This is a genomic window from Sphingobacterium psychroaquaticum, from assembly GCF_004421025.1.
Taxonomy (GTDB): Bacteria; Bacteroidota; Bacteroidia; order Sphingobacteriales; family Sphingobacteriaceae; genus Sphingobacterium; species Sphingobacterium psychroaquaticum.
This window is the reverse complement of sequence record NZ_CP038029.1, coordinates 2,525,797-2,546,430: the sequence shown is the minus strand read 5'-3', so window position 1 is coordinate 2,546,430 and position 20,634 is coordinate 2,525,797. Positions and strand designations below refer to the sequence as shown.

At 43.5% G+C, this 20,634-nt stretch carries 20 protein-coding genes; 12 read left to right on the top strand and 8 right to left on the bottom strand.

Annotated features, from left to right (window positions below):
- Positions 1-2: 2 nt before the first annotated feature.
- The 6 genes from E2P86_RS10775 to E2P86_RS10750 all read left to right on the top strand — a co-directional run bounded on the left by E2P86_RS10775 (position 3) and on the right by E2P86_RS10750 (position 4,980).
- The gene (locus E2P86_RS10775; RefSeq protein WP_085471604.1) at positions 3-632 is read left to right on the top strand and encodes a DUF4199 domain-containing protein; all 630 of its coding nucleotides are present in this window, start codon (positions 3-5) and stop codon (positions 630-632) included.
- Positions 633-735: 103 nt separating this feature from the next.
- A complete protein-coding gene (locus tag E2P86_RS10770) occupies positions 736-1,686 on the top strand; it encodes a glycosyltransferase family 2 protein (RefSeq protein ID WP_134432934.1) in 951 nt (316 codons plus the stop codon).
- Entirely contained in the window at positions 1,687-2,682 is a 996-nt protein-coding gene (locus tag E2P86_RS10765; RefSeq protein ID WP_134432932.1) for a glycosyltransferase, read from the top strand.
- Between the two features lie 58 nt (positions 2,683-2,740).
- Complete coding sequence (locus E2P86_RS10760) at positions 2,741-3,007, top strand: hypothetical protein (RefSeq protein WP_085471607.1); 267 nt, start codon at positions 2,741-2,743, stop codon at positions 3,005-3,007.
- Between the two features lie 2 nt (positions 3,008-3,009).
- Positions 3,010-3,774: an MBL fold metallo-hydrolase gene (locus tag E2P86_RS10755; protein WP_085471608.1), complete on the top strand. Its 765-nt coding sequence runs from the start codon at positions 3,010-3,012 to the stop codon at positions 3,772-3,774.
- 177 nt (positions 3,775-3,951) lie between these two features.
- A complete protein-coding gene (locus E2P86_RS10750) occupies positions 3,952-4,980 on the top strand; it encodes an NAD(P)-dependent alcohol dehydrogenase (protein ID WP_134432930.1) in 1,029 nt (342 codons plus the stop codon).
- Positions 4,981-5,220: 240 nt separating this feature from the next.
- On the opposite strand, the gene E2P86_RS10745 is transcribed toward E2P86_RS10750, so the two are convergent.
- From E2P86_RS10745 to E2P86_RS10720, 6 genes are all read right to left on the bottom strand, one after another.
- Positions 5,221-5,907, bottom strand: coding sequence for a 2-C-methyl-D-erythritol 4-phosphate cytidylyltransferase (locus E2P86_RS10745; protein ID WP_085471610.1), 687 nt, complete (start codon positions 5,905-5,907; stop codon positions 5,221-5,223).
- 29 nt (positions 5,908-5,936) lie between these two features.
- Complete coding sequence (gene putP / locus E2P86_RS10740) at positions 5,937-7,436, bottom strand: sodium/proline symporter PutP (RefSeq protein WP_134432928.1); 1,500 nt, start codon at positions 7,434-7,436, stop codon at positions 5,937-5,939.
- A gap of 66 nt (positions 7,437-7,502) precedes the next feature.
- Complete coding sequence (locus E2P86_RS10735; protein WP_134432926.1) at positions 7,503-10,538, bottom strand: AAA family ATPase; 3,036 nt, start codon at positions 10,536-10,538, stop codon at positions 7,503-7,505.
- A gap of 1 nt (position 10,539) precedes the next feature.
- Entirely contained in the window at positions 10,540-11,766 is a 1,227-nt protein-coding gene (locus E2P86_RS10730) for a metallophosphoesterase family protein (RefSeq protein ID WP_134432924.1), read from the bottom strand.
- A 12-nt stretch (positions 11,767-11,778) separates the two neighbouring features.
- Positions 11,779-12,057, bottom strand: a complete 279-nt coding sequence (locus tag E2P86_RS10725; RefSeq protein WP_085471614.1) for a SelT/SelW/SelH family protein — start codon at positions 12,055-12,057, stop codon at positions 11,779-11,781.
- Between the two features lie 248 nt (positions 12,058-12,305).
- Positions 12,306-12,710 carry a c-type cytochrome gene (locus E2P86_RS10720; protein ID WP_085471615.1) on the bottom strand — a complete coding sequence of 135 codons (405 nt, stop codon included), beginning with the start codon at positions 12,708-12,710 and terminating at the stop codon, positions 12,306-12,308.
- Between the two features lie 202 nt (positions 12,711-12,912).
- Between E2P86_RS10720 and E2P86_RS10715 the strand changes: the two genes are divergently transcribed.
- The 6 genes from E2P86_RS10715 (at position 12,913) to E2P86_RS10690 (ending at position 17,529) form a co-directional block, all read left to right on the top strand.
- Positions 12,913-13,593, top strand: a complete 681-nt coding sequence (locus E2P86_RS10715) for a carboxylesterase family protein (protein ID WP_134432922.1) — start codon at positions 12,913-12,915, stop codon at positions 13,591-13,593.
- Between the two features lie 2 nt (positions 13,594-13,595).
- Positions 13,596-14,303 (top strand): response regulator transcription factor, encoded by a 708-nt coding sequence (locus E2P86_RS10710; protein WP_085471617.1) that lies wholly within the window; start codon positions 13,596-13,598, stop codon positions 14,301-14,303.
- 40 nt (positions 14,304-14,343) lie between these two features.
- Positions 14,344-15,663, top strand: a complete 1,320-nt coding sequence (locus E2P86_RS10705; RefSeq protein ID WP_159451804.1) for a HAMP domain-containing sensor histidine kinase — start codon at positions 14,344-14,346, stop codon at positions 15,661-15,663.
- A 130-nt stretch (positions 15,664-15,793) separates the two neighbouring features.
- Entirely contained in the window at positions 15,794-16,309 is a 516-nt protein-coding gene (locus tag E2P86_RS10700; RefSeq protein WP_134432920.1) for a hypothetical protein, read from the top strand.
- Positions 16,296-16,799, top strand: coding sequence for a hypothetical protein (locus E2P86_RS10695; protein WP_085471620.1), 504 nt, complete (start codon positions 16,296-16,298; stop codon positions 16,797-16,799). Before E2P86_RS10700 ends, E2P86_RS10695 begins: the two co-directional genes overlap by 14 nt.
- The gene (locus tag E2P86_RS10690; protein ID WP_134432918.1) at positions 16,783-17,529 is read left to right on the top strand and encodes a YoaK family protein; all 747 of its coding nucleotides are present in this window, start codon (positions 16,783-16,785) and stop codon (positions 17,527-17,529) included. Before E2P86_RS10695 ends, E2P86_RS10690 begins: the two co-directional genes overlap by 17 nt.
- A 97-nt stretch (positions 17,530-17,626) precedes the next feature.
- Here the strand turns inward: E2P86_RS10690 and dapA are convergent, their stop codons facing one another.
- Together dapA and ligA are read right to left on the bottom strand one after the other, a co-directional pair.
- Positions 17,627-18,508 carry a 4-hydroxy-tetrahydrodipicolinate synthase gene (dapA, locus tag E2P86_RS10685; RefSeq protein ID WP_134432916.1) on the bottom strand — a complete coding sequence of 294 codons (882 nt, stop codon included), beginning with the start codon at positions 18,506-18,508 and terminating at the stop codon, positions 17,627-17,629.
- Between the two features lie 25 nt (positions 18,509-18,533).
- Positions 18,534-20,558, bottom strand: a complete 2,025-nt coding sequence (gene ligA, locus E2P86_RS10680) for an NAD-dependent DNA ligase LigA (protein WP_085471623.1) — start codon at positions 20,556-20,558, stop codon at positions 18,534-18,536.
- Positions 20,559-20,634 lie beyond the last annotated feature (76 nt).

Sequence of the window (20,634 nt, the reverse complement as noted above, 5' to 3'; positions counted from 1 at the left end):
TTATGAATCAGGATTTTAACGAGGAGTTCGCAGCAGAAGCTGTTAAAAAAGAAGGTATTAAGTATGGTGTTTATTTAGGGATTATTTCCCTTGTGGTGAGCATTGTATCGATGTACCTGCTTGTAAGCAGTTCGGATTTTAAAATGATCTCGATGATTGCCGGTGGTACCAGTTTGGTTGTTATGATTGCGTTAACAGCATATTTTTCGGTGCTACTGCGTACGGTAGCTGGTGGCTTCTGGACTTTCAGTCAGGCGCTTAAAGGAATCTTTACGATGCTTGCTATTGCTGTTATCATCTCCAGTATCGGTTCTGCAGTATTTAATGTGATCGTTCCTGAACCACAGCAAGTGGTTTTTGATAAGACGATCAACCTGACGATCGAAACAATGGAAAGCATGGGAGCGGGAGAGGACCTGATCGATAAACAAGTAGCGGACCTCGAGAAAACAAGAGATGAATTACGTACATTTTCTGTGGGACAAACCCTAAAGGGATTAGGCGTAAATTTGATCATGTATTTCGTTTTTGCACTGATATTAGCTGCAATTTTGAAACGTGAAAAGCCTGCTTTCTTAAAAGTGAAGCGTAATGTCGATGGGACGACCTCGATAGAGCAAGAAAATATTTAATACAGATAAATAATGTGGATAGGATTGTCACGGGGTGGTGGATCTTCCGAAATGGAGGTGATGCAATACCTACCAGTGACAATCTTGTTTTTTAATACTATATATGGATATATCGGTTGTCATTCCTTTATACAATGAAGAGGAGTCTTTACCAGAATTAACAGATTGGATTCGCCGTGTGATGAATCAGCATAATTTTTCATATGAGATTGTGTTGGTTGACGACGGAAGTACGGATACTTCTTGGTCGGTTATCGAAAAGCTCAAAACACAACACGAACAGATTAGCGCCGTTAAATTCAGACGTAATTACGGTAAATCTGCGGCATTGAATGTGGGCTTTAATATCGCTGAGGGAGATGTCGTGATTACCATGGATGCCGATCTACAGGATAGCCCGGATGAAATTCCGGAATTATATGATCGGGTGATGAACAAAGGGGCAGACTTGGTGTCGGGCTGGAAACAGAAGCGTTATGATCCGTTGACGAAAACGATCCCAACTAAATTGTTTAATGCGGCAACACGCAGTATGTCCGGTATTCATAACCTACATGATTTCAACTGTGGACTGAAGGCATATAAGAAGGATGTTGTGAAGAGTATTGAGGTATATGGTGAAATGCACCGTTATATCCCTGTGTTGGCCAAATGGGCCGGATTTACGAATATCCAAGAGCAAATTGTGCAGCATTATCCGCGTAAGTACGGAACGACGAAATTCGGTGCCGGCCGCTTTGTAAAGGGGTTCTTGGACTTAATGTCGATCTTTTTTGTTGGTAAATTTGGTAAGCGTCCGATGCACTTCTTTGGGGCGATCGGCTCGATAAGCTTTGTCATCGGTTTCTTCATTACCTTATTTCTGATCGTTGAAAAATTGATGAGCATTGCCAATGGTACGCCATATCGTAATGTGACCGATCAACCGTTATTCTACCTTTCTTTGGTGGCGATCTTAATTGGTACGCAACTGTTCCTGACAGGTTTTATTGCCGAGTTGGTATCCCGGAATTCAGCGGATAGAAATAAGTACCATATAGCCAAAGTGATATAGATGTTCTTTTCTATAATCATTCCGCTTTATAATAGACCGCAGGAGATTAAAGAATTGTTGGATTCTTTGACGCTGCAGGTGTATACTGATTTTGAGGTTATTATCGTGGAAGATGGATCCACGGCGCCCGCTGCAGATATCGTAAAGAGCTATCAGGATCGGTTGGATGTGCATTATTATGTAAAACCGAATGAAGGGCAAGGCTTTGCCCGCAATTATGGTTTTGCGCGTGCTAAGGGAGATTTCTTCATCGTATTTGATTCCGATATTTTGGTGCCGGAAGATTATTTACTTCAGGTGGTCAATGGGCTTAAGCGTGATAACTGGGATGCATTCGGCGGGCCGGATGCGGCGCATGAATCTTTTACGCCGATTCAAAAGGCTATTTCGTATTCTATGACGAGCCCGTTCACCACAGGCGGTATCCGAGGAAATAAGAAACATGTCGGACAGTTTCATCCGCGAAGCTTTAATATGGGGATATCACGTGCCGTGTATGAACAGACGAAAGGATTTAAGCTTTCTAGACGATCGGAGGATATTGAATTTAGTATTCGGATTATTGAATCAGGCTTTCGGGTTGGTCTAATTCCTGAAGCGTTTGTATATCATAAACGAAGGGCTAATTTTCAACAATTCTACAAGCAAACGAATGCGTTTGGAAAAGGACGGATTGATATCTTTAAATTATTTCCAAAGGAGCTGAAGCCCGTGCATGCCCTGCCCGCTGTTTTTGTGCTCGGATTGGTCGGGCTCTTGCTGCTTGTTTTAATTAACGTGGCTACGCATGGTGCATGCATCGTTGTGAACAGCTTGGCTTCCATGGGTGGGTTATTTTTGACCTTGTATACGATGGGCTTGTTCTTGCACGCATGGACAACTACGAAACGCCTTGATGTGGCGCTATTAGCTGTCGTAGCTGCTTATACACAATTGATTGCCTACGGTACGGGGTTCTTAACCAATGCATGGGAAAAAATAGTGTTGAAAAGATAAATAGACAGGATTTTTATAATCGTGTAAAGTTTTATATTTTGTTCAAAAAATAAGAAACGTGATTTCATTTACGCAATATAATTTAGGCAAGCTGGAGGATATATTTAATGATCTGGGCTATAAGCTACGCTATGAGAAAGGATCATTTCGGACGGGTGCTTGTTTGATACAGAATACAAAGGTGATTATGGTGAATAAGTTTTCGACCTTAGAGGTCCGGATACATTCCCTGATTCAGCTGTTGCAAGAAATGGAGATTGATCTAAGCTTGCTGGATGATAAAAAACGAGAGTTCTACAAGGTTGTTAAAAAATTAGAGGAATAGTTTTGAAGGTTACTTTTTTAGGTACAGGTACTTCGCAAGGGGTTCCGGTTATTGCTTGCTCTTGTCACGTATGTACGTCGACGGATTCCCGCGATAAACGGTTGCGCACTTCGGTGTTGATCGAGTTTGATGACACTGTCCTTGTGGTGGATACGGGACCTGATTTTCGGTACCAGATGTTACGTGCCGGTGTAAAGCACCTGGATGCTGTATTGATGACCCATTCTCACAAAGATCATATCGCTGGCTTGGATGATGTGCGTGCCTTTAATTATGTGCAAAAGGAGGTGATTCCTATTTATGGTACACCAGAAACACATGATGCCTTGAAGCGAGAGTTTTATTATGCCTTTACCCTTTTTAAGTATCCTGGAGTGCCACAATTAGAGCTAAGGGAGATTGAACCTGGTGTTTCTTTTGTTATTGGAAATCAGGAAATCATGCCGTTTGAGGTGTTGCATTACCGGATGCAGGTAATGGGGTTCCGGATCGGTACATTCGCTTATATTACCGATGCTAAGACCGTATCTGCGGAGACGATGGCTTTATTGGAAGGCGTGGAGGTGCTGGTGGTGAATGCCTTACAACATGAACCGCATATTTCACATTTTACACGTGATGAAGCTATTGCTTTTGCGGGGGAAGTGAAAGCTAAGCGTACCTATTTGACGCATATCAGCCATCGCTTTGGAACACATACCGAAATCGAAGAATCCTTACCCGAAGGGATTTATGTCGCTTATGATCAGCTTGTGCTCGATTTGTAAGTGTTTTTATCTTGAATTTTTATTTTATTTCTTTTAAAGAAAACAATTCCTCTTTTCTTCTGTTTTTAGTTTAGTTGCTACTAGAAATAATTACTGCCTTTAACGGTAATTTATACTGTTTTTCGTCGGATAGACGTTATTATAATAGTTGAGGTAGTTAATTAAAAACGATTTAAAATGAAAGCAGTAAGATTCCACGGTACAAATGATGTACGCATTGAAGAAGTCGAAAAACCAACACCAAAAGGAGACGAGGTTCTTCTAAGAATTGGTGGTGCGGGTGTTTGTCATTCTGATTTACATATTATTCACGATGGTATTTTAGGGCCGAATCCGGCAACCTTTACGTTGGGGCATGAAAACGCGGGATGGATTGAAGCGATGGGAGATGGCGTTAAGGGCTTAAAGAAAGGGGAGGCTGTGTTGGTCTATGGTCCGTGGGGATGTGGTCATTGCAAGCCTTGTCAGGAGTCGAGAGAAAATTATTGCGATCACCAAAGTGAAAACGCGTTTGGCGGTGGGTTAGGGCTTGACGGTGGAATGGCAGAATATATGTTGGTTCCTTCGTCGAGGTTATTGGCGCCCATTGGCGATCTAGATCCTGTCATCGCGGCTCCGCTAACTGATGCCGCTTTAACTCCGTATGCTGCGATTCGTCGCTCCAAAGATAAACTGACTTCAGATGCATTTGTGGTGGTGTTCGGAATCGGTGGTTTGGGGCATGTTGCTTTACAAATTCTTAAGGCCACTACAGCAGCAACAATTATTGCTGGCGATATATCGAGTGATAAATTAGATTTAGCCAAGAAACATGGGGCGGATTATGTGGTTAATACGACGGATAAAGATGTCGTAAGTCAAATCAAAGCAATCACAGGCATAAAGAAGGCTGCTGTAGTGCTCGATTTTGTTGGCGTTGGTCCAACGGTAACTATTGGTCAACAAGTGGTTGGCTTAGATGGTGACCTGACGATTGTCGGTTTAGGTGGTGGACACCTGGATTTCCATGCTGCCGCTGTGCCATACGGTACGCGAATCAGTACACCGTATTGGGGCGCACGAACAGAACTCCTAGAAGTCATCGCTTTGGCGCGTCAGGGGAAAATCAAAATTGATATCGAGAAATACCCGATGGAACAAGCCGTGGAGGTGTATGATAAGCTTGCTAAAGGAAAAATAAAAGGACGTGCAGTGCTCGTTCCGTAAAAAGATACTTTTTGTAATAATTCTGGTTAGTCACCAACGTAAAATGGTTGGTAGGGATTCAGGCAAGGCTTGGATCCCTTTTTTTTGTTTAGTTGGTAGATTGTAGTTCCTAGATTGTAGTTTGCAGAGCCACAAGGCTTTGTTGGTGATTTTAGTTGGTAGTTGGTAGTTGGTAGTTGGTAGATCTTTACTGCTTTACCGTCTTAACCCCCTTTACTTCTTTACACCTTCACCTCTTCCTCACTCTCGAGCGATCAACATCTCAGCGATCTTTAGATCTTCGGGGTAGGTAATCTTGATGTTCTGTTGTTCGCCGGGAACAATATGGATAGGGATATCCAGCTGCTCGACAACGCTCGCGTCATCGGTAAAAAACGGTTGCTCTTCTTGCGTGAATGCTTCTGACAGGATGGACCACCGAAATGTTTGTGGTGTTTGGACGATCCACACTTGCGAACGGTCGACGGCTTTATTGGATGCTTCGGTGCCGTAACGTACCGAATTTGTGCTGGCAAGCGCAACGACTGTAGCTCCTAAAACTGCTGTCTTTGTGTAGGCTTCATCTATTAATTCCGATGAAATCAAGGGGCGTGCGGCATCGTGGATGGCAACCAGGCTATCAGCGGCCGGCTCCATTTCTGCGATATAGTTAACCCCATTCTGAACACTTTGGAAACGTGTTTCGCCCCCCTCCACAATGTGATGTTTTACTGTAAATGAATATTTCTTACATTCATCATACCAGTAGTTTATCATGCTACTGTTAAGTACAACGATTAACTCAGGAGCATCTGCACTATCAGAAAATTTTGCTAAGGTATGCATCAATATAGGGCGTTCCGCAAGCAGCTGAAACTGTTTCGGAAGGTTGTTTCCCATTCGGCTTCCCGTGCCGCCGGCAACGATGATGGCATATTTCTTTTGCATGGTTACAAAGCTACGAGTAATTGCTCAAATTAACCCTTTTGTACCAAGCGATCCACTTCATCGAATTCTGCATCGATGGTAGGGTCGGTTTGTTGTGTAAGCAAGGAGACCAGGATATTCGTGAGTAAAGCCAATACAAAGCCTGGAATAATTTCATATACCTCCTTATAGTCGTGCGGTACATATACCCACAACAAGACCGTGACACCACCAATTAGCATCCCCGATAGGGTGCCCCATTTGGTGGATTTGCGCCACAATAGGCTAAGTAAAATTACCGGACCGAAGGCTGCACCGAATCCCGCCCAAGCGTTTCCCACCAAGTTCAAGATGCTGTCTTGCGGGGAGATGGATAAAATGTAGGCTATGGCAGCCACGATGAGTACGGAAAGGCGACTCATCATCAGTAAATTTTTACCCGATGCATTCTTATTGATAAAGGCGCGGTAGATATCTTCTGTCAACGAGCTGGAGGTAACAAGCAATTGAGACGATATCGTACTCATCACAGCCGCTAAGATAGCGGAAAGTAAGAAGCCACCAATCAAGGGATGAAACAGGATCCGTGATAAGTGTATAAAGATCGTTTCCGCATGTTCTTTTGATCCGTCGAACAACTGCATGCGTTCGGGGTCAAATTGATAGAGGTAAGCGATACCGACTAAACCAACCAATAGGGCGCCTCCAACAGTGAAGATCATCCAGGTAATACCGATACGACGCGCTTTGGTCAGGTCACTGATCTTGTCGATCGCCATAAATCGAACCAAAATATGCGGTTGACCAAAGTAACCTAATCCCCAAGCCAGCAAGGAAATGATACTGATGGCAGTCGTACCCTGAAAGAGTTGCAGGTAGATAGGATCTTTAGTGGCAATAATTTCGAAAGTCAGTGCTACGCCGCCTAATTGGGTAAAGAGTACTATAGGCACGATAACGAGCGCCAGGACCATAATGGTACCTTGTACGAAATCCGTTAAGCTAACGGCAAGGAAACCGCCTAGGAAGGTGTAGAGTACAACAACAAAGCTGGTTGCCAAAAGGCCGGTATGGTAATCGATACCAAAGGCAGATTCAAATAAACGTCCGCCAGAGACCATACCTGCAGAGGTGTACAGCGTAAAGAAAATTAAGATAAAAAGACTAGAAGTAATCTTTAAAACCTGAGACTTGTCTTTAAATCTGTTTTCTAAAAAGACAGGTATGGTAATAGAGTTACTTGCTACCTCGGTATAGGCCCGCAAACGTGGGGCGACCAAGATATAGTTTAGAAAAGCACCGATTGTCAACCCGATCGCAATCCACGACGCAGATAAACCAGAAATATACATAGCGCCAGGTAGACCCATTAAGAGCCAGCCACTCATATCGGCAGCGCCAGCGGAGAGTGCGGTCACGGCAGCGCCCATCTTACGGCCTCCAATCAGGAATTCATCAGAGTTACTCGTTGATTTTCGATAGGAATAAACACCGATGAGAATCATCAGTAACATATAAAGACCTATGGAGATTAGTTCGTAGACGTTCATTATTTCTGGAGTTTATTTGTAGCGAAAATAGGGAATGTTTTCTAAAAGATCATCCCCATTTTCGTATTAGTTATATTTAATCTGACTGCCGTGTTCTGTGTCGTTGGTTACCGTAATAGAACGTGGGATGCGTTCTTTTAGTTCTTCGACGTGGGAGATAATACCGACAATACGATTTTCGCGATGTAGGTATTGGAGGGTTTCAAATACGGCGTTAATGCTTTCTATATCTTGGGTACCAAAACCTTCGTCGATGAAGAAAAAGTTACGATCGGCTCTATTTAAGGCTTGTATGTTTTCCGCCAAAGCTAGGGCCAAGCAAAGGGATGCTTGAAAGCTTTGTCCGCCAGATAAGGTCTTGACAGATCGTTGGTAACCGTTGTTCAGATAATCTATAACTTCAAATTCATTGGATTCGTTGACAGTAAGGCTTAAGCTGTTTTTTGTTAAGCGACGAAAACGGATATTGGCAATTTCGCACAAACGCTGTAGATGTATACTGGATACATAATTGACAAAACCCGAACCACGGAATAGGTTTTCAAGGGTGGTGAGGTTTGCCTTGCGGACGTTTAGCTTTTCGTACTCTTCTACCAGTTTTTCTTTTTTGGCAACTTCTACCTGTAGGTGAGCGCATTCTTTTTCCAGTGCACCCGTCAAGCGGATTTGCATTTCTAGCTCTTGCTGTTTCAGTCGTAATAACTGCGTTTTTTCTTCAAAAACCTGCTCATTATACTGGTCGTCTGTAATCAATTGCTCCAGTTCTGCTATTTTATTCTGGATAAGGTGCAATTGCATGACAAACTCTTGAATTGTTTGACGTATCGCCTCGCTGTTTAGATTCTTTTGCAGGATCTGTTGTACCTGCATGGTATCGTTAAATCCATGCTCCGCAAGGAGCGAGGATATTTCGGATTGCTTTTGGTTATGCTGCTGCGCCAGTTGTTGAAATTGCTCTTTGGCAATACCGCGCTCCGCATTAACGGTGGCTAAAGCTGTTTTGAGTAGATTCAGCTCCTCGCTGAGTGTTCGGTGGCTCTGTTCTAAGAACTTAATCTTACTACCCGTTTTTTCTTGCAGATCTGCTAACGATTGTGGACTGTTCTCGGTGAAGTCTGCCGCTTTCAAGGCACGCAATTGCGCTATGTTTTGATGCGTCAAACTGTTGAGCACAGTAATCTCTTGCTCAAATTCGCTGAGGGAAACTTTGTATTTCTCGACTTTACCTTGGGTCGCTGTCAGTTGTTGGCGGAGCGTCTTTATTTCTTGCTCCACTTGTTTGATACTGTCCTCGGCAAGTTTGCTCTTGTTTTTATATTGCAGGAAGGCAGACTTATCCGTTGCTGAAAAATCACGCCATTGAAATTGATTCAAATGGTAAGATTGTTTCTTTTGGGCATCTAAAAGACTTGCTGACCATTGTTGCTGTTGTGTCAGCATATCCTTTAGTCGCGTTGCGGCGCGGTTTAGGGCTGTGGAGTTTTCTTTCCAGGCGAGGATACGCTGCTTGATCTCTGCCTTTTGTTGCTCGAGCTCTTGTTCTTTTTCTTCCAGTCCGTGGGCAACCATAGGGTCGGGGTGCGCCAGTGAGCCACATAATGGGCAGCTGTGTCCCGCATGCAGGTTGTCTGCAAACTCAGCCAACTTCAGTTGTACTTTTAGATGTGTCTCCGTTTTGCGTAGCTCGGTTAGGGCAGCTTCTTGCGTGCGCTCCTGTTCGGCAAGCTGCTCTTCCCAATTTTCTGAGGTGAAGTTTTTGTCCGCAAATATCTGTTTAATCTCTTCTATATCTGTTTGATATTTGTCTATTCGTTGTTGGATATCGGTAATCTGTGCCTGGTTGCTATCGTTCGCTTGGTACCAGTTTTCCAATGCTAAAAGTTCTGCAGTATCGACCTTAGCTGTCTTTAGTTCTTCCAGATTTTCCTCTTTACTGGTTATTTGTGCGGAGAGCTCATGCTCTACGTTCTGTTCTTTTTCCAGGAAAGGTTTTCCGTCGTTCAGGCGCTTGGTGAGGATGGTCAGTTTCTCATGATTTTGAGCATTGCTGATCAGGAGCTTAAGGTCTTCCAGCTCAGCGCGGAATATCTCGAGCTTATTGAAGTCTTCGGCAATAGCGAGCCACTGTTGTTCCTTTTCTTCGAGACGCTCCAGGGTGTCTTTCTTTTTGACGGACAGCTGTTCAATCTTATATGTAAGCTGCTCCTTATCCTTGTTGAGACGGAGCGCTACATTAAGGATCTCTCGAAATACTTGATTGGTGGTTTCGTAGGTACGCAGTTCCTTATCTAATTGTTCTATACGTGGCTTATCGCCATGCAGAACATTTAATTCTTGTTTTTTTGCCGCTAGAGCAGTCCTGTTCTGCTTGCCTTGAATGAGCCAGGCACATTGCTCTTCTAGGGCTAACGTTGCTGTTTTGGTTGTGCTCAGCAGCTCTTGTGCGTCTTTGAGATCAGCCAGCTTATGCGCCAGTATCTCTGCGCTGACAGTCTCAAAGCCTGAAAGGGCGCCTTTGACATGCTCGATCTTACTGTTGTTGGCTCGTTGTAAAAGAGCCGTTTTTGGTCCCAGATCAAATCTATTTAGGTTAAAGATCTCTTTCATCATATCCGATCGATCTTTCCCTTTTAGCTCTAGAAATTCTTTGAACTGACCTTGCGGAATAATGATGGTACGGCGGAAGTTTGCATAGGTCAGGTTGGTAACGAGCCCGCCATCGGCAGAATCCATTGGCAACCAACCTGTATCTTGCCATTCGTAAGCAAAACGCTCTAAGGTACTGGTTTCCTCAAATCGCTTCTTTCGCTTCCATTGCGCGACAAAGCGAAACTTACGGTTTTCAAAATTAAGAAACTCAAAGACGATACAGGCGGCGTCCGACTTGAGGTTTAACATATTATAAGTGCGTTTCTCCTGTTTGTTCAGGCGCTCTGTCTCACCGTACAAGACAAAACCGATTGCTTCCAGAATCGATGATTTTCCAGAGCCTACATGTCCAAAAATACCGAATAAGCCGGCTTCGGTCAGTTGCGTGAAATCGATTTCTTGCTTTTTCTGGTAGGAGTATAATCCTTCGACGCTTAAATATAATGGTAACATGCTAGCCCTCCGTTTCGTTTGTGCTGTTCATAACCTCTTGCAGTAACGTCATAATCTCGGCATTCGGGGCTTGCCCCAATCGATAGGTGAAATAATCCTTAAAGAGCTGGTCTACCTGCTGTTCCAGATTTATTTTTGTACGTGTTTGTGCGTCGTTTTGTTGTTGTTTTACAATAGGTATAATGTGAATTATTCCATCATGTGACTCATGTATTCGTTTGAGGTCTTGGGAGCTTATGAATTCATCGCTTACTAAAGTGAGTTCCACTAAGGTGTTGGGGTTTCCTTGTAGCCAGCTTACCGCCGTATCAAGGTCTTCAAAGCGCATGCGACATAAAGGACGCCCCGACGTTAATAGAATGGGGGTGTACTTGACTTGTTGTGCAGGCTTGGCATCTACGAGCACCACAAATTTTTCCTGACCAGCTTCTGAAAAAGAATAGGCCAAAGGGCTGCTGGCATAGACAACAGGCGAACGGTGACCACCCATTTCTTGAAAACGATGCAGGTGACCTAGCGCAGTATACTGAATGGCATCCGGAATACCGTCCGAATACACGATATCTGCATTACCCACCTTGATGGGCTTTTCACCTTCTGGCTCTTCAACTTGTTGTCCACCGCGCTTAAGCATATACAAGTGGGCTGTCAGCAAATTCACACCTTCTTTATCGCAATAACGGTCGGCAATTTGCTTCCAATTTTGTTGTAAGGCCTCGTTTAAGCCCTGTTCTTTGTTCGCTAAACCTAAGAACTGTTTTAATCGTAGTTCGTTGGCAAAGGGCGTATGCAAAACCCGTAGCGGGTAATTGTAGGCCGGTAGCGTAATTTCGATAAAACCTTTATCGCTCTTCGTGACAGCAAAACCGTCTTCAATCTGAAAGAGAGGGATTTCGGCTTGTGGGTATCCAATAAAGATAATGCCACATTCCCGAGCCAACGGGTCAGGAGCGTCTATTCGGTCGGCGCTATCGTGATTTCCAGCAATGGCAATTACCGGGCGCGTACCATTTTTGGACAACTTGCGCACGGTTTTGTACAGTAACTCTACCGCTTCTACGGGTGGGTTAAAGGTATCGAAAAGATCCCCCGCTACCAATACCGCATCTACCTGCTGAAGGTCTGCAATCGTACAGATTTCTTCCAGTACTGCGCGTTGTTCATCCAGTCGCGAAAAATAATCAAGTCGCTTCCCTAGATGCCAATCTGCCGTATGTAATATCTTCATAAATCTTCCCTGCTATTTTTTGTCGCTGTGTCCAAGTTCCTTTTCCGGAGCTACAATATCGCGGACGCGCTGCTTGAGCTCCTTGATCTCGGGAAAGCTTCCTTCCCGTTTCCGGTCCCATATCTCTTGTTCATCGATGGATATGCGGTAACGACCACTAACCTCACTCGGAATCAACGTAACGCCATGTATATCTGTGGTAAATGTAGTGAGCAGCTCTTGTGCCATGTAGGCAGCACGAAGCATCCATCCGCATTTTGGACAATATTCGATGTGTACTGTTGATTTCATCGAATAAATATAACATTCATCGGGGAGAAATTAAAGGGATTTTAGCGTTATCGCTAAATTGGAAGCCGTCCGGCCAAAGGTTCTTAAGCAGCGGTACAGCGAGGAGGGAAAAGCTTTTTTGTCATTCCGAACCAGACAGGAGGACGAATCTACGGACTACCAGTCCGTAGTTCTCCTGTATAGGTGTGGGTTTTGTAAAGTTCTTCGATGTCTCCAAAGGCGACATGAAGCTTTACTTTATACGCTCTTTAGCGCAATACGATTTTTGCTTCCGGTTTACCATTATGGCAGGTTTCACAGTCGATCTGTTTCAGTGCGCCCTCTTCGTTTCGGTATTTAAAGTATTGTTTGTTTATTTTTTTTGTCATGCGCATCATGCCGCGGGCAATCTCTTTTTCTTTTTTACTATCGCTAGCAAAATCAAGCCCCTTTTCACCATTGGACTTCGGCGCATGACAATGGCCACATTTAACACCTAGTGCCACATTAAAAGCTTTCATTGTCTTTTCCAGCTCTTCGTTACTTATATTTTTAGGCAGTACCTTTAAATTTGTCGGTTTTGGTCCCTGTTGTTGATTGGTGGTGGTAAACGCTGTAATCGTAATAATAGCGATTGCACAGCCAATAAGGACGCTTAATTGTTTTGTTCTCATAATTTTATCTCTTCTTATCCAAGTATAAGGAAAAAAAACGGATTGTCACAATAAAGTCATAGACTTTTCTGGAAAAAAGTTAATTCACGAGAATTTGTATTTTCGTTAGCTATGGAATTGGCTTTTTGGGCAAATACAGCTTTGCATAATTCCAGAAATCAACAATCTGAAACAATTTAACGTGCTATAAGACATTGTGTTTATGATAAAATATTTGACGGTTATTTTATTCCTCTTTGGTGGGGCAGTCTGTGCGCAACAGGATGCTGTAAAAGGAAAGACAACTTATGACTTTCTGGTGGATACCGAGAATTATAATGCAGAGATAAAGAGCCCGCTGCTCATTTTCCTGCATGGCAGAAGCCTTTCGGGAAAGGATTTGAACAGAGTTAAGCGCTACGGTGTCCTGTATGCAAAGAACCGCGGTTTAGATATTCCTTCGTCTATTATTGTGGCGCCACAGACCAATAATGGTTGGGATCCGGATAAGGTGAAGGAGGTACTGGATTATACGTTAGCAAACTACAATGTAGACCCAGAGCGGGTGTATGTATGTGGCATGAGTATGGGCGGGTACGGCACGATGGATTTCGTTGGTAAACATCCCGAATGTGTCGCTGCCGCTGTCGCTATCTGTGGTGGTGGAACGTTGAAATATGCGGAAAATCTTTCTACCGTACCGGTATGGATACAACATGGTAGTGCGGATCGTGCTGTGCCCGCTTCCGAATCCAAGAAAATATATAATGCTATCCGTAAGGCAAATCCCGATGCCAATGTAAAGCTAACCATCATACCAGGGGGCACACATGGGAGTGTGGAGCGTTTGTTCCATAACGATGAAATGTATGAATGGATGTTTCAACACCGTAAAGGGAACTAATCATGCCGAAAAAAATACTTCTTGTTGAAGATGAAAAAAATGTGGCAGACTTTGTTATTCAAGGTTTAGAAGAAGATGGTTATACGGTTTCGCACGTCAGCCGGTACAGTGAATTGTTGTTCTTATTGCAGGGGAATAGCTATGACCTGCTGGTTTTGGATGTTTTGCTGCCGGAGGTGAACGGACTCGAGATTTGTAAGAATCTACGAACCATGGGGTATACAGACTTACCAATCCTGATGTTGACCGCGCTTGGTAGCCCGGAGAATGTGGTTTTGGGCTTGGATAGTGGTGCGGACGATTACCTTTCCAAACCTTTTAAACTGATTGAGTTGAAAGCGCGAATTCGTACGCTTATTCGGCGACGGGAAGAGATTACCAAGTATACGCAAAACAATAACGATGGTAAGCGCTATGGGTATAAGTTTTTGGAGATTGATGATTTTAAAAAAGTGGCATTCTGCGATGGGCAGGAGCTGAACCTGACATCCACAGAGTACAAACTGTTATTGCTTTTTGTACAGATGCCGAAGAAAGTATTTAGCCGAAACGAGCTGCTGGATAAGATATGGGGGATAAACTTCGATATCGGATCCAATGTGGTCGATGTATATGTTAACTATCTGCGCCGTAAAATAGAACGCATAACGACCACCAAGATTATACATACGGTGATCGGTATGGGATATGTCCTAAAAATTGATGATTAAAGTCTAGATGAGGAACTACAACAAAACCCTTTATTCGCTGATGGCAATTTTAATAGTTTATACTATTTCTTTTGCCATTTTTATTTTCTACTCCGTCACCAACTTTGCATTTTCAGATTTCTATAAACGTCTTGATCTACGTCGAAATCTTGCGGCTGAGCGTTTCCTAAATGGCGATCAGGCAATCAATGACCGATCCTTGAATTACGTGGAAAGCCTCGATAACCAACAAGACTATTTTATAGCGTTGGATGCGCAAGGGCGTGTTGTCAAAAATGATGGTTTTGATATGAACCTCTGGAAGCAGGTAGACCAGGAGGGGCCGGTGAACTTTAAGGATAAGAATACGTTCTTTTCGACTAAAAAGTATCAAAAAGAGGGAAGTACATATATTATTGGTGTATCTGCTGAGAACTATTTTTACACCCATCATTTGATCTATCTTCGAAACCTGCTCTTTATCAGTTTGGTGCTGGGTGTCCTATTTGTGGTGGTGGTTTCCTTGTTGGTTAAACGGTCATTCCTGAAGCCAATCAACGCTATTATTCAAGAAGTTGAAAATATTGGTTCCGAAAATTTACACTTACGTCTCAGTGAAACGAAGGATAATGGTGTCTTGAATAAGCTTTCACGAACTTTTAATCGGATGTTACGACGGATAGAAACGTCGTTTGAGACACAAAAGAACTTTATTAGCAATGCTTCGCATGAGTTAAACACACCACTAACCTCTATTATTGGTATTGCCGATCTGGCCCTTTCAAAGGAACGCACGATCGAGGAGTACCAAAAGGCGATGACCAAGATTATCGATGCCGCCGAAAACCTGGAGAAGAAGACAAGTGCCTTATTGCTATTGGCACGTACCGGGTATGAGAACAATAGCTTAAATTTTAAACCTGTACGGATCGACCAGATTATAATGGATGCGGACCTGACGGTAAAGGCCATCAATGAACATTTTCGGGTAAAGACAGATTTTACGATGTTGCCCGATGATAGTATCCGGTTAAAGGTGAATGGTTCAGCAGCCTTGCTGCAGCTTGCTATTACGAACCTTATTTCCAATGCTTGTAAGTACTCGCCTAATCACATGGCATATGTGGCGCTAGGGGCCGTGGAGGGGAGTGTTTTGATTTTTATTAAGGATGAAGGTATTGGGATACCTGCGCAAGAACTGGATCATATCTATGACCCTTATTTTCGAGGATCGAATACCACTAATTATTCAGGCTATGGGATCGGGTTACCGCTTGCGCGGAATATTGTCTTGATGCATGATGGGCAGATTACGGTTACTTCAGAGCTGGGGTCTGGAACGACGGTACGGATTGAAATTCCGACATTAAAGATGTTTTAATGTAGTTTTAATCTGAAATTATGTTTTTAATCTCAGTTTAATAACCTGCTGCAAACTCTAATGGAAAACTAATGACAGCTTAATTTCATTGCTATGTCGCAGCTATACTTTTGAAGGAGAACAAAAGATTATGGCTAAGACAAAACGCGTCCTTATACCGACAGACTTCACGGTCGGTTCTTTACAGATTGTTTTTGATTATCTCGCACAAAGCGCGGACGAGCCCGTGGATGTAGTGCTGGTTTGTGGCCAGTCAATCAGCGACTCGATCAGTGAGCTATTGGGATTTTCTAAAGATGATTACCTGGCGAAGGTCCAAAGCTCGGACTTTCTTAAAGCGTGCCAGCTTCTGCGCGCCCGGTTTGAGCACAAGTTAGTGGATCTATATGCTGACGTTATCTATGGTTCACAGGATCGGTATATTCGAAATTACCTGAAAGGGGGACGTATTGATGAGGTGGTTATGCCTTATGCATATACTTTTTCGAAAACGGATAAGACCCAGGAAGTTATGCGTGCGATATACCGGAACATAAGGATAGAAACCCAAAAACTAGTGCATATTGACACGGTGAATACGCATGAAGGTGAGTTAGATAAGGTAGACCACTTGTTTTTTAGAAAGGGATGGAATGTTACGTATTAGCCGAGATCTGCTCATTAAGCTCACCTATCTTTTGGTTGCTTCCTTGCTTTTTGTGAGTGTGGGTATCATCATGTACGCTGAAAATCCGGAACGTTTGATTCAAGGGGTTTGGCAGGAAAAAGAGTGGCATTTGGAAAAAGATAATGCACCCCATCAGAATTTGACGGTGGCTATGTTGTCCAAAGGACTTCGTGATGAAATATTGCAGGAATTGGAGGAGTTTCATCATGGAGTATGGAAGTTTGATGGTAACCGGGTGATACACCCAGATGGAGGGGTGATTCGCGATGAGATGGAGTGGTATATTAAAGGAAGGGGACATATTCTGGAATTGCGTCGCGATGGGAAGCCATTGGAAAGTTTTCAGATACAACGTATCGACGAGAATAGCATGGTGTTGCATCTAAACCTTGATCTTCAGGTAAAGGGTGTTATTAAGATAGTTTTGGAACGTATAGCAGATAGGGAAGAATATGCTAAGAAAGTATAGCAACCATAGGACCAATAGTGATAATATCAAGCTGGGCGCTCTTACCGCATTCTCTGCGGGGATGGTGAATGTGATTTCAGTTTGTGTATTTTTTGCGTTTACCTCGAATATTACGGGGTATTATGCCGTTTTGCCGCAAGAAATAGCGAAAGGGAACTGGTACCAGGCCGCTGTTGTCTTGCTTTGGATTCTTCTGTTTTTTTCAGGAAGTCTCTTATCCAACCTCTTGATTATCCACGGCAAAAGTCGCATGGGGCAGTATGTATCGCATGCTATACCTGTCATACTGGAACTCCTCTGTGTACTTTTCGTGGGGTTGTATCTTGATTTCTTTTATGGTGACAGCTTACAGGAAACAGAGTTTTTGGTCGGAGCGTTGTTATTTGCGATGGGACTACAGAATGGATTAACGGCAAGTATCTCGAATTCGGTGGTCAAAACGACGCACCTTACAGGATTGACCACAGATTTAGCGATTTTAGTTTCTATGTTTACGATACAGGCGAACCGATCAAACAAAGCTCTAGTGGACAAGTTTCACCTCTTGTTATCTATTCTGGGGGCTTATTTTGCGGGAGGTTTATTGAGTGGGATTTGTTATGTATACTACCATAACTTCACTTTTTATGTCGCTTGTTTTGTATTGCTTATCATCGCGTTATATGATTTTTATAAGTTAGCACGCGTTAAGCAGCTTTTCGCACATCGGAAACGAGCGTTAGTATCTTAGGCCATACGGTTGCGAAGGCTAAAAAAAGCGGCTATGTTTGAATAAGTTAGATCACTAGCTTATTCAAACATAGCCGTTATACGTAGATATATAGCCCTTAGTTGAGCTGTGCCACTTCTTGACGAATTGCTGTACGCGTAGCTTCGCTAACCGGGAGGAGCGGTAAACGTAGCGCATCCGCCGCGATAATACCTTTCTCTAGGAGGATACATTTTATACCACACGGGTTTGCTTCAACAAAACATAAATCTGTAATGTGTAGTAAACTGTTGTGAAGCGGACGTGCAGCGACATAATCATTCGTGGCACAAAGGCGCGTTAGTTCCGCTACTTCTGCGGGATAGGCGTTGCCTACCACGGATATGATTCCTACTGCACCCAAAGCCATCATCGGTAAGGTGGCAGGATCATCACCTGATATCAGTAAAAAGTCAGCCGGTTTATCGCGCATAATTTCACTGAATTGCGCAAAACTACCAGATGCCTCTTTCGTTGCCACAATATTGGTGAAATCTTTCGCTAGACGAACCGTTGTTGCGGCCGACATGTTACTACCGGTACGTCCCGGTACATTGTACAAGATAAGGGGAAGCGGACTCGCTTCTGCAACAGCTTTATAGTGCTGGTAGATACCTTCTTGCGTGGGTTTATTGTAGTATGGCGACACCGAAAGAATGGCGCAGTATCCTGGAATATCAAATGCTTTTACTTGCGCAACGATTTCCATGGTGTTGTTACCACCTATACCGGCCACCAAAGGCACTCTACCAGCAACGTGCTCCGAGGTAAACGCCCAGATACGCTTTCGTTCTTCAGCCGTTAAAGTAGCAGTCTCACCTGTTGTACCCAATACAACCAAGTAATTCATGCCCTTTTTGATTTGAAAATCAATTAGTTTTGCCAAAGATTCAAAATCCACTGTTCCGTCTGTGTTAAAAGGTGTAATTAAAGCTACACCAGCTCCTCGAAGCTCATTCATGTTTTGTGTTGTTTACTATATAATTTTAATTTGATTGATTAATCATCGCTAAAACCTCTTTATCTGAGATAATGGGTACCTGTAGTTTTTCAGCTTTTGCTAATTTGGAAGGCCCCATTTTGTCTCCTGCTACCAGGTAGTTAAGCTTAGCGGAGATAGAGGAAACCATCTTTCCACCATGGGATTCTATGAGTTCCGCCAATTCTTCGCGGGAAAAGTCTGCAAAAACACCGGAGATCAAGAATGTCTTTCCCGTCAGGCTGTCGCCCGCAAAAACCTGCTCTTTTTCGATAATCGCAAATGGTAGACCCGCTGCTTTTAAACGCGCAATTTCTTCCTGGTGCTCGGGGTTGTGCAGGTAAGCGTGTATACTCTCCGCAATACGTCCACCAATATCGGGAACAGCAGCCATATCTTCGAGAGAAGCTTCACCCATAGCATCGATATTCTTGAAATGCGCAGCCAGTTTTTTGGCTATGGTTTCGCCGACATGACGGATGCCCAACCCAAAAAGAACCTTCTCGAAAGGTTTCTCTAATGACTGTTCGATGCCCGCTAGCATATTCTCGATCGATTTTTCGCCAAAACGTTCAATCTGTGTTAACGCACTACGGTGATCTTTCAGGGTATAGATGTCTGATATCTTACGTAATAAGCCTAAATCGTAGAACGTTTCTATGGTCTCGTCGCCCATGCCTTGAATATCCATCATTTTGCGACCAATAAAGTGCTGTAGTTTACCTACTATTTGTGGCCTGCAGCCATCTTCATTCGGACAGTAATGTACGGCTTCTCCTTCCTGTCTGACCAAGGCGGTATTACATTCCGGGCAGTGTGTAGGATATAAAATAGGGGATGCTCCTTCGATGCGTTTCTCTAGATTGACCGCGATGACCTTCGGGATAATTTCGCCTCCTTTTTCGACAAATACCGTATCCCCGGCATGGAGATCTAGACGTGCTATTTCATTCGCATTATGTAAAGACGCACGTTTGACGGTGGTTCCGGCCAGCAAGACAGGGGTTAGGTTGGCTACTGGTGTAACCGCACCGGTACGCCCCACCTGATAGGTCACACTCTCCAGCGTCGTTTCTACACGCTCGGCTTTAAATTTATAGGAAATCGCCCATCGTGGTGATTTGGCCGTAAAGCCGAGTTCCTCTTGTTGTGCGTAATCATTAACTTTGATTACGATACCATCGATATCGTAGCTCAGTTGATGCCTTGCTGTATCCCAATAATCGATAAAAGCAAGAATTTCGTCTATGCTGCTACACAATTTGCTGTGCTCTGATATTTGGAAGCCCCAACGCTTTACGGCAGCTAAACTATCCCAATGGCTTTCAAACAAGCGGTTTCTATTCTCGGCATATAAGAAATAGAGGAAGCAGTCTAAAGGTCTTTTAGCGACTTCTTTAGGGTCTTGTAGTTTAATCGTTCCAGAAGCAAAGTTACGCGGATTAGCATACACTTGTTCGCCAGCTTCCTCGCGTTGCTTATTCAGACGTGCAAAAGCAGCATGGTGCATGAAGATCTCACCGCGAATTTCAAACTGGTCAGGAAAAGAGGAGGCATGTAACTGATGTGGCACACTGCGTATCGTCTTCACATTATTGGTTACATCATCGCCCTGTGTACCATCGCCCCGCGTGACCGCACGCACGAGCTTTCCATTCTCATAGGTAATCGATATCGAAAGACCATCGAACTTTAACTCGCAGACATATTGAACGTTGTCGCCAACGATCTTACGTACACGTTCATCAAAATCACGTAGCTCTTGTTCATTATAGGTATTGCCCAAGGAAAGCATGGGCCAACGATGTTGAACGGTATTGAATTTCTGCGTAAGATCGCCACCTACTTTTTGTGTGGGCGAATTGGGATCCTTATATTCAGGGTATTGTTGCTCTAGCGCCTCTAACTCTTTTAGCTTGATATCAAAGTCATAGTCTGAAATAACGGAGTTCGCTAAGACATAATATTGATAGTTATAGGCGTTGAGCTCCTGTGTAAGTTTTTGTATTTTTTCCTGAATATCTGGTAACATAGAGAGCGAAATTACAAAATAAAAAGGCCTTAATTAAATTAAAAACCAACATTTTGTTTACTTCCGCAAACTCCCG

Excerpts from the sequence above, each read along its gene's own strand:
- E2P86_RS10775 (WP_085471604.1), top strand. The coding sequence starts at position 3 with ATGAATCAGGATTTTAACGAGGAGTTCGCAGCAGAAGCTGTTAAAAAA.
- E2P86_RS10770 (WP_134432934.1), top strand. The coding sequence starts at position 736 with ATGGATATATCGGTTGTCATTCCTTTATACAATGAAGAGGAGTCTTTA.
- E2P86_RS10765 (WP_134432932.1), top strand. The coding sequence starts at position 1,687 with ATGTTCTTTTCTATAATCATTCCGCTTTATAATAGACCGCAGGAGATT.
- E2P86_RS10750 (WP_134432930.1), top strand. The coding sequence starts at position 3,952 with ATGAAAGCAGTAAGATTCCACGGTACAAATGATGTACGCATTGAAGAA.
- E2P86_RS10745 (WP_085471610.1), bottom strand. The coding sequence starts at position 5,907 with ATGCAAAAGAAATATGCCATCATCGTTGCCGGCGGCACGGGAAGCCGA.
- putP (WP_134432928.1), bottom strand. The coding sequence starts at position 7,436 with ATGAACGTCTACGAACTAATCTCCATAGGTCTTTATATGTTACTGATG.
- E2P86_RS10735 (WP_134432926.1), bottom strand. The coding sequence starts at position 10,538 with ATGTTACCATTATATTTAAGCGTCGAAGGATTATACTCCTACCAGAAA.
- E2P86_RS10730 (WP_134432924.1), bottom strand. The coding sequence starts at position 11,766 with ATGAAGATATTACATACGGCAGATTGGCATCTAGGGAAGCGACTTGAT.
- E2P86_RS10725 (WP_085471614.1), bottom strand. The coding sequence starts at position 12,057 with ATGAAATCAACAGTACACATCGAATATTGTCCAAAATGCGGATGGATG.
- E2P86_RS10720 (WP_085471615.1), bottom strand. The coding sequence starts at position 12,710 with ATGAGAACAAAACAATTAAGCGTCCTTATTGGCTGTGCAATCGCTATT.
- E2P86_RS10715 (WP_134432922.1), top strand. The coding sequence starts at position 12,913 with ATGATAAAATATTTGACGGTTATTTTATTCCTCTTTGGTGGGGCAGTC.
- E2P86_RS10710 (WP_085471617.1), top strand. The coding sequence starts at position 13,596 with ATGCCGAAAAAAATACTTCTTGTTGAAGATGAAAAAAATGTGGCAGAC.
- E2P86_RS10705 (WP_159451804.1), top strand. The coding sequence starts at position 14,344 with ATGGCAATTTTAATAGTTTATACTATTTCTTTTGCCATTTTTATTTTC.
- E2P86_RS10700 (WP_134432920.1), top strand. The coding sequence starts at position 15,794 with ATGGCTAAGACAAAACGCGTCCTTATACCGACAGACTTCACGGTCGGT.
- E2P86_RS10695 (WP_085471620.1), top strand. The coding sequence starts at position 16,296 with ATGTTACGTATTAGCCGAGATCTGCTCATTAAGCTCACCTATCTTTTG.
- E2P86_RS10690 (WP_134432918.1), top strand. The coding sequence starts at position 16,783 with ATGCTAAGAAAGTATAGCAACCATAGGACCAATAGTGATAATATCAAG.
- dapA (WP_134432916.1), bottom strand. The coding sequence starts at position 18,508 with ATGAATGAGCTTCGAGGAGCTGGTGTAGCTTTAATTACACCTTTTAAC.
- ligA (WP_085471623.1), bottom strand. The coding sequence starts at position 20,558 with ATGTTACCAGATATTCAGGAAAAAATACAAAAACTTACACAGGAGCTC.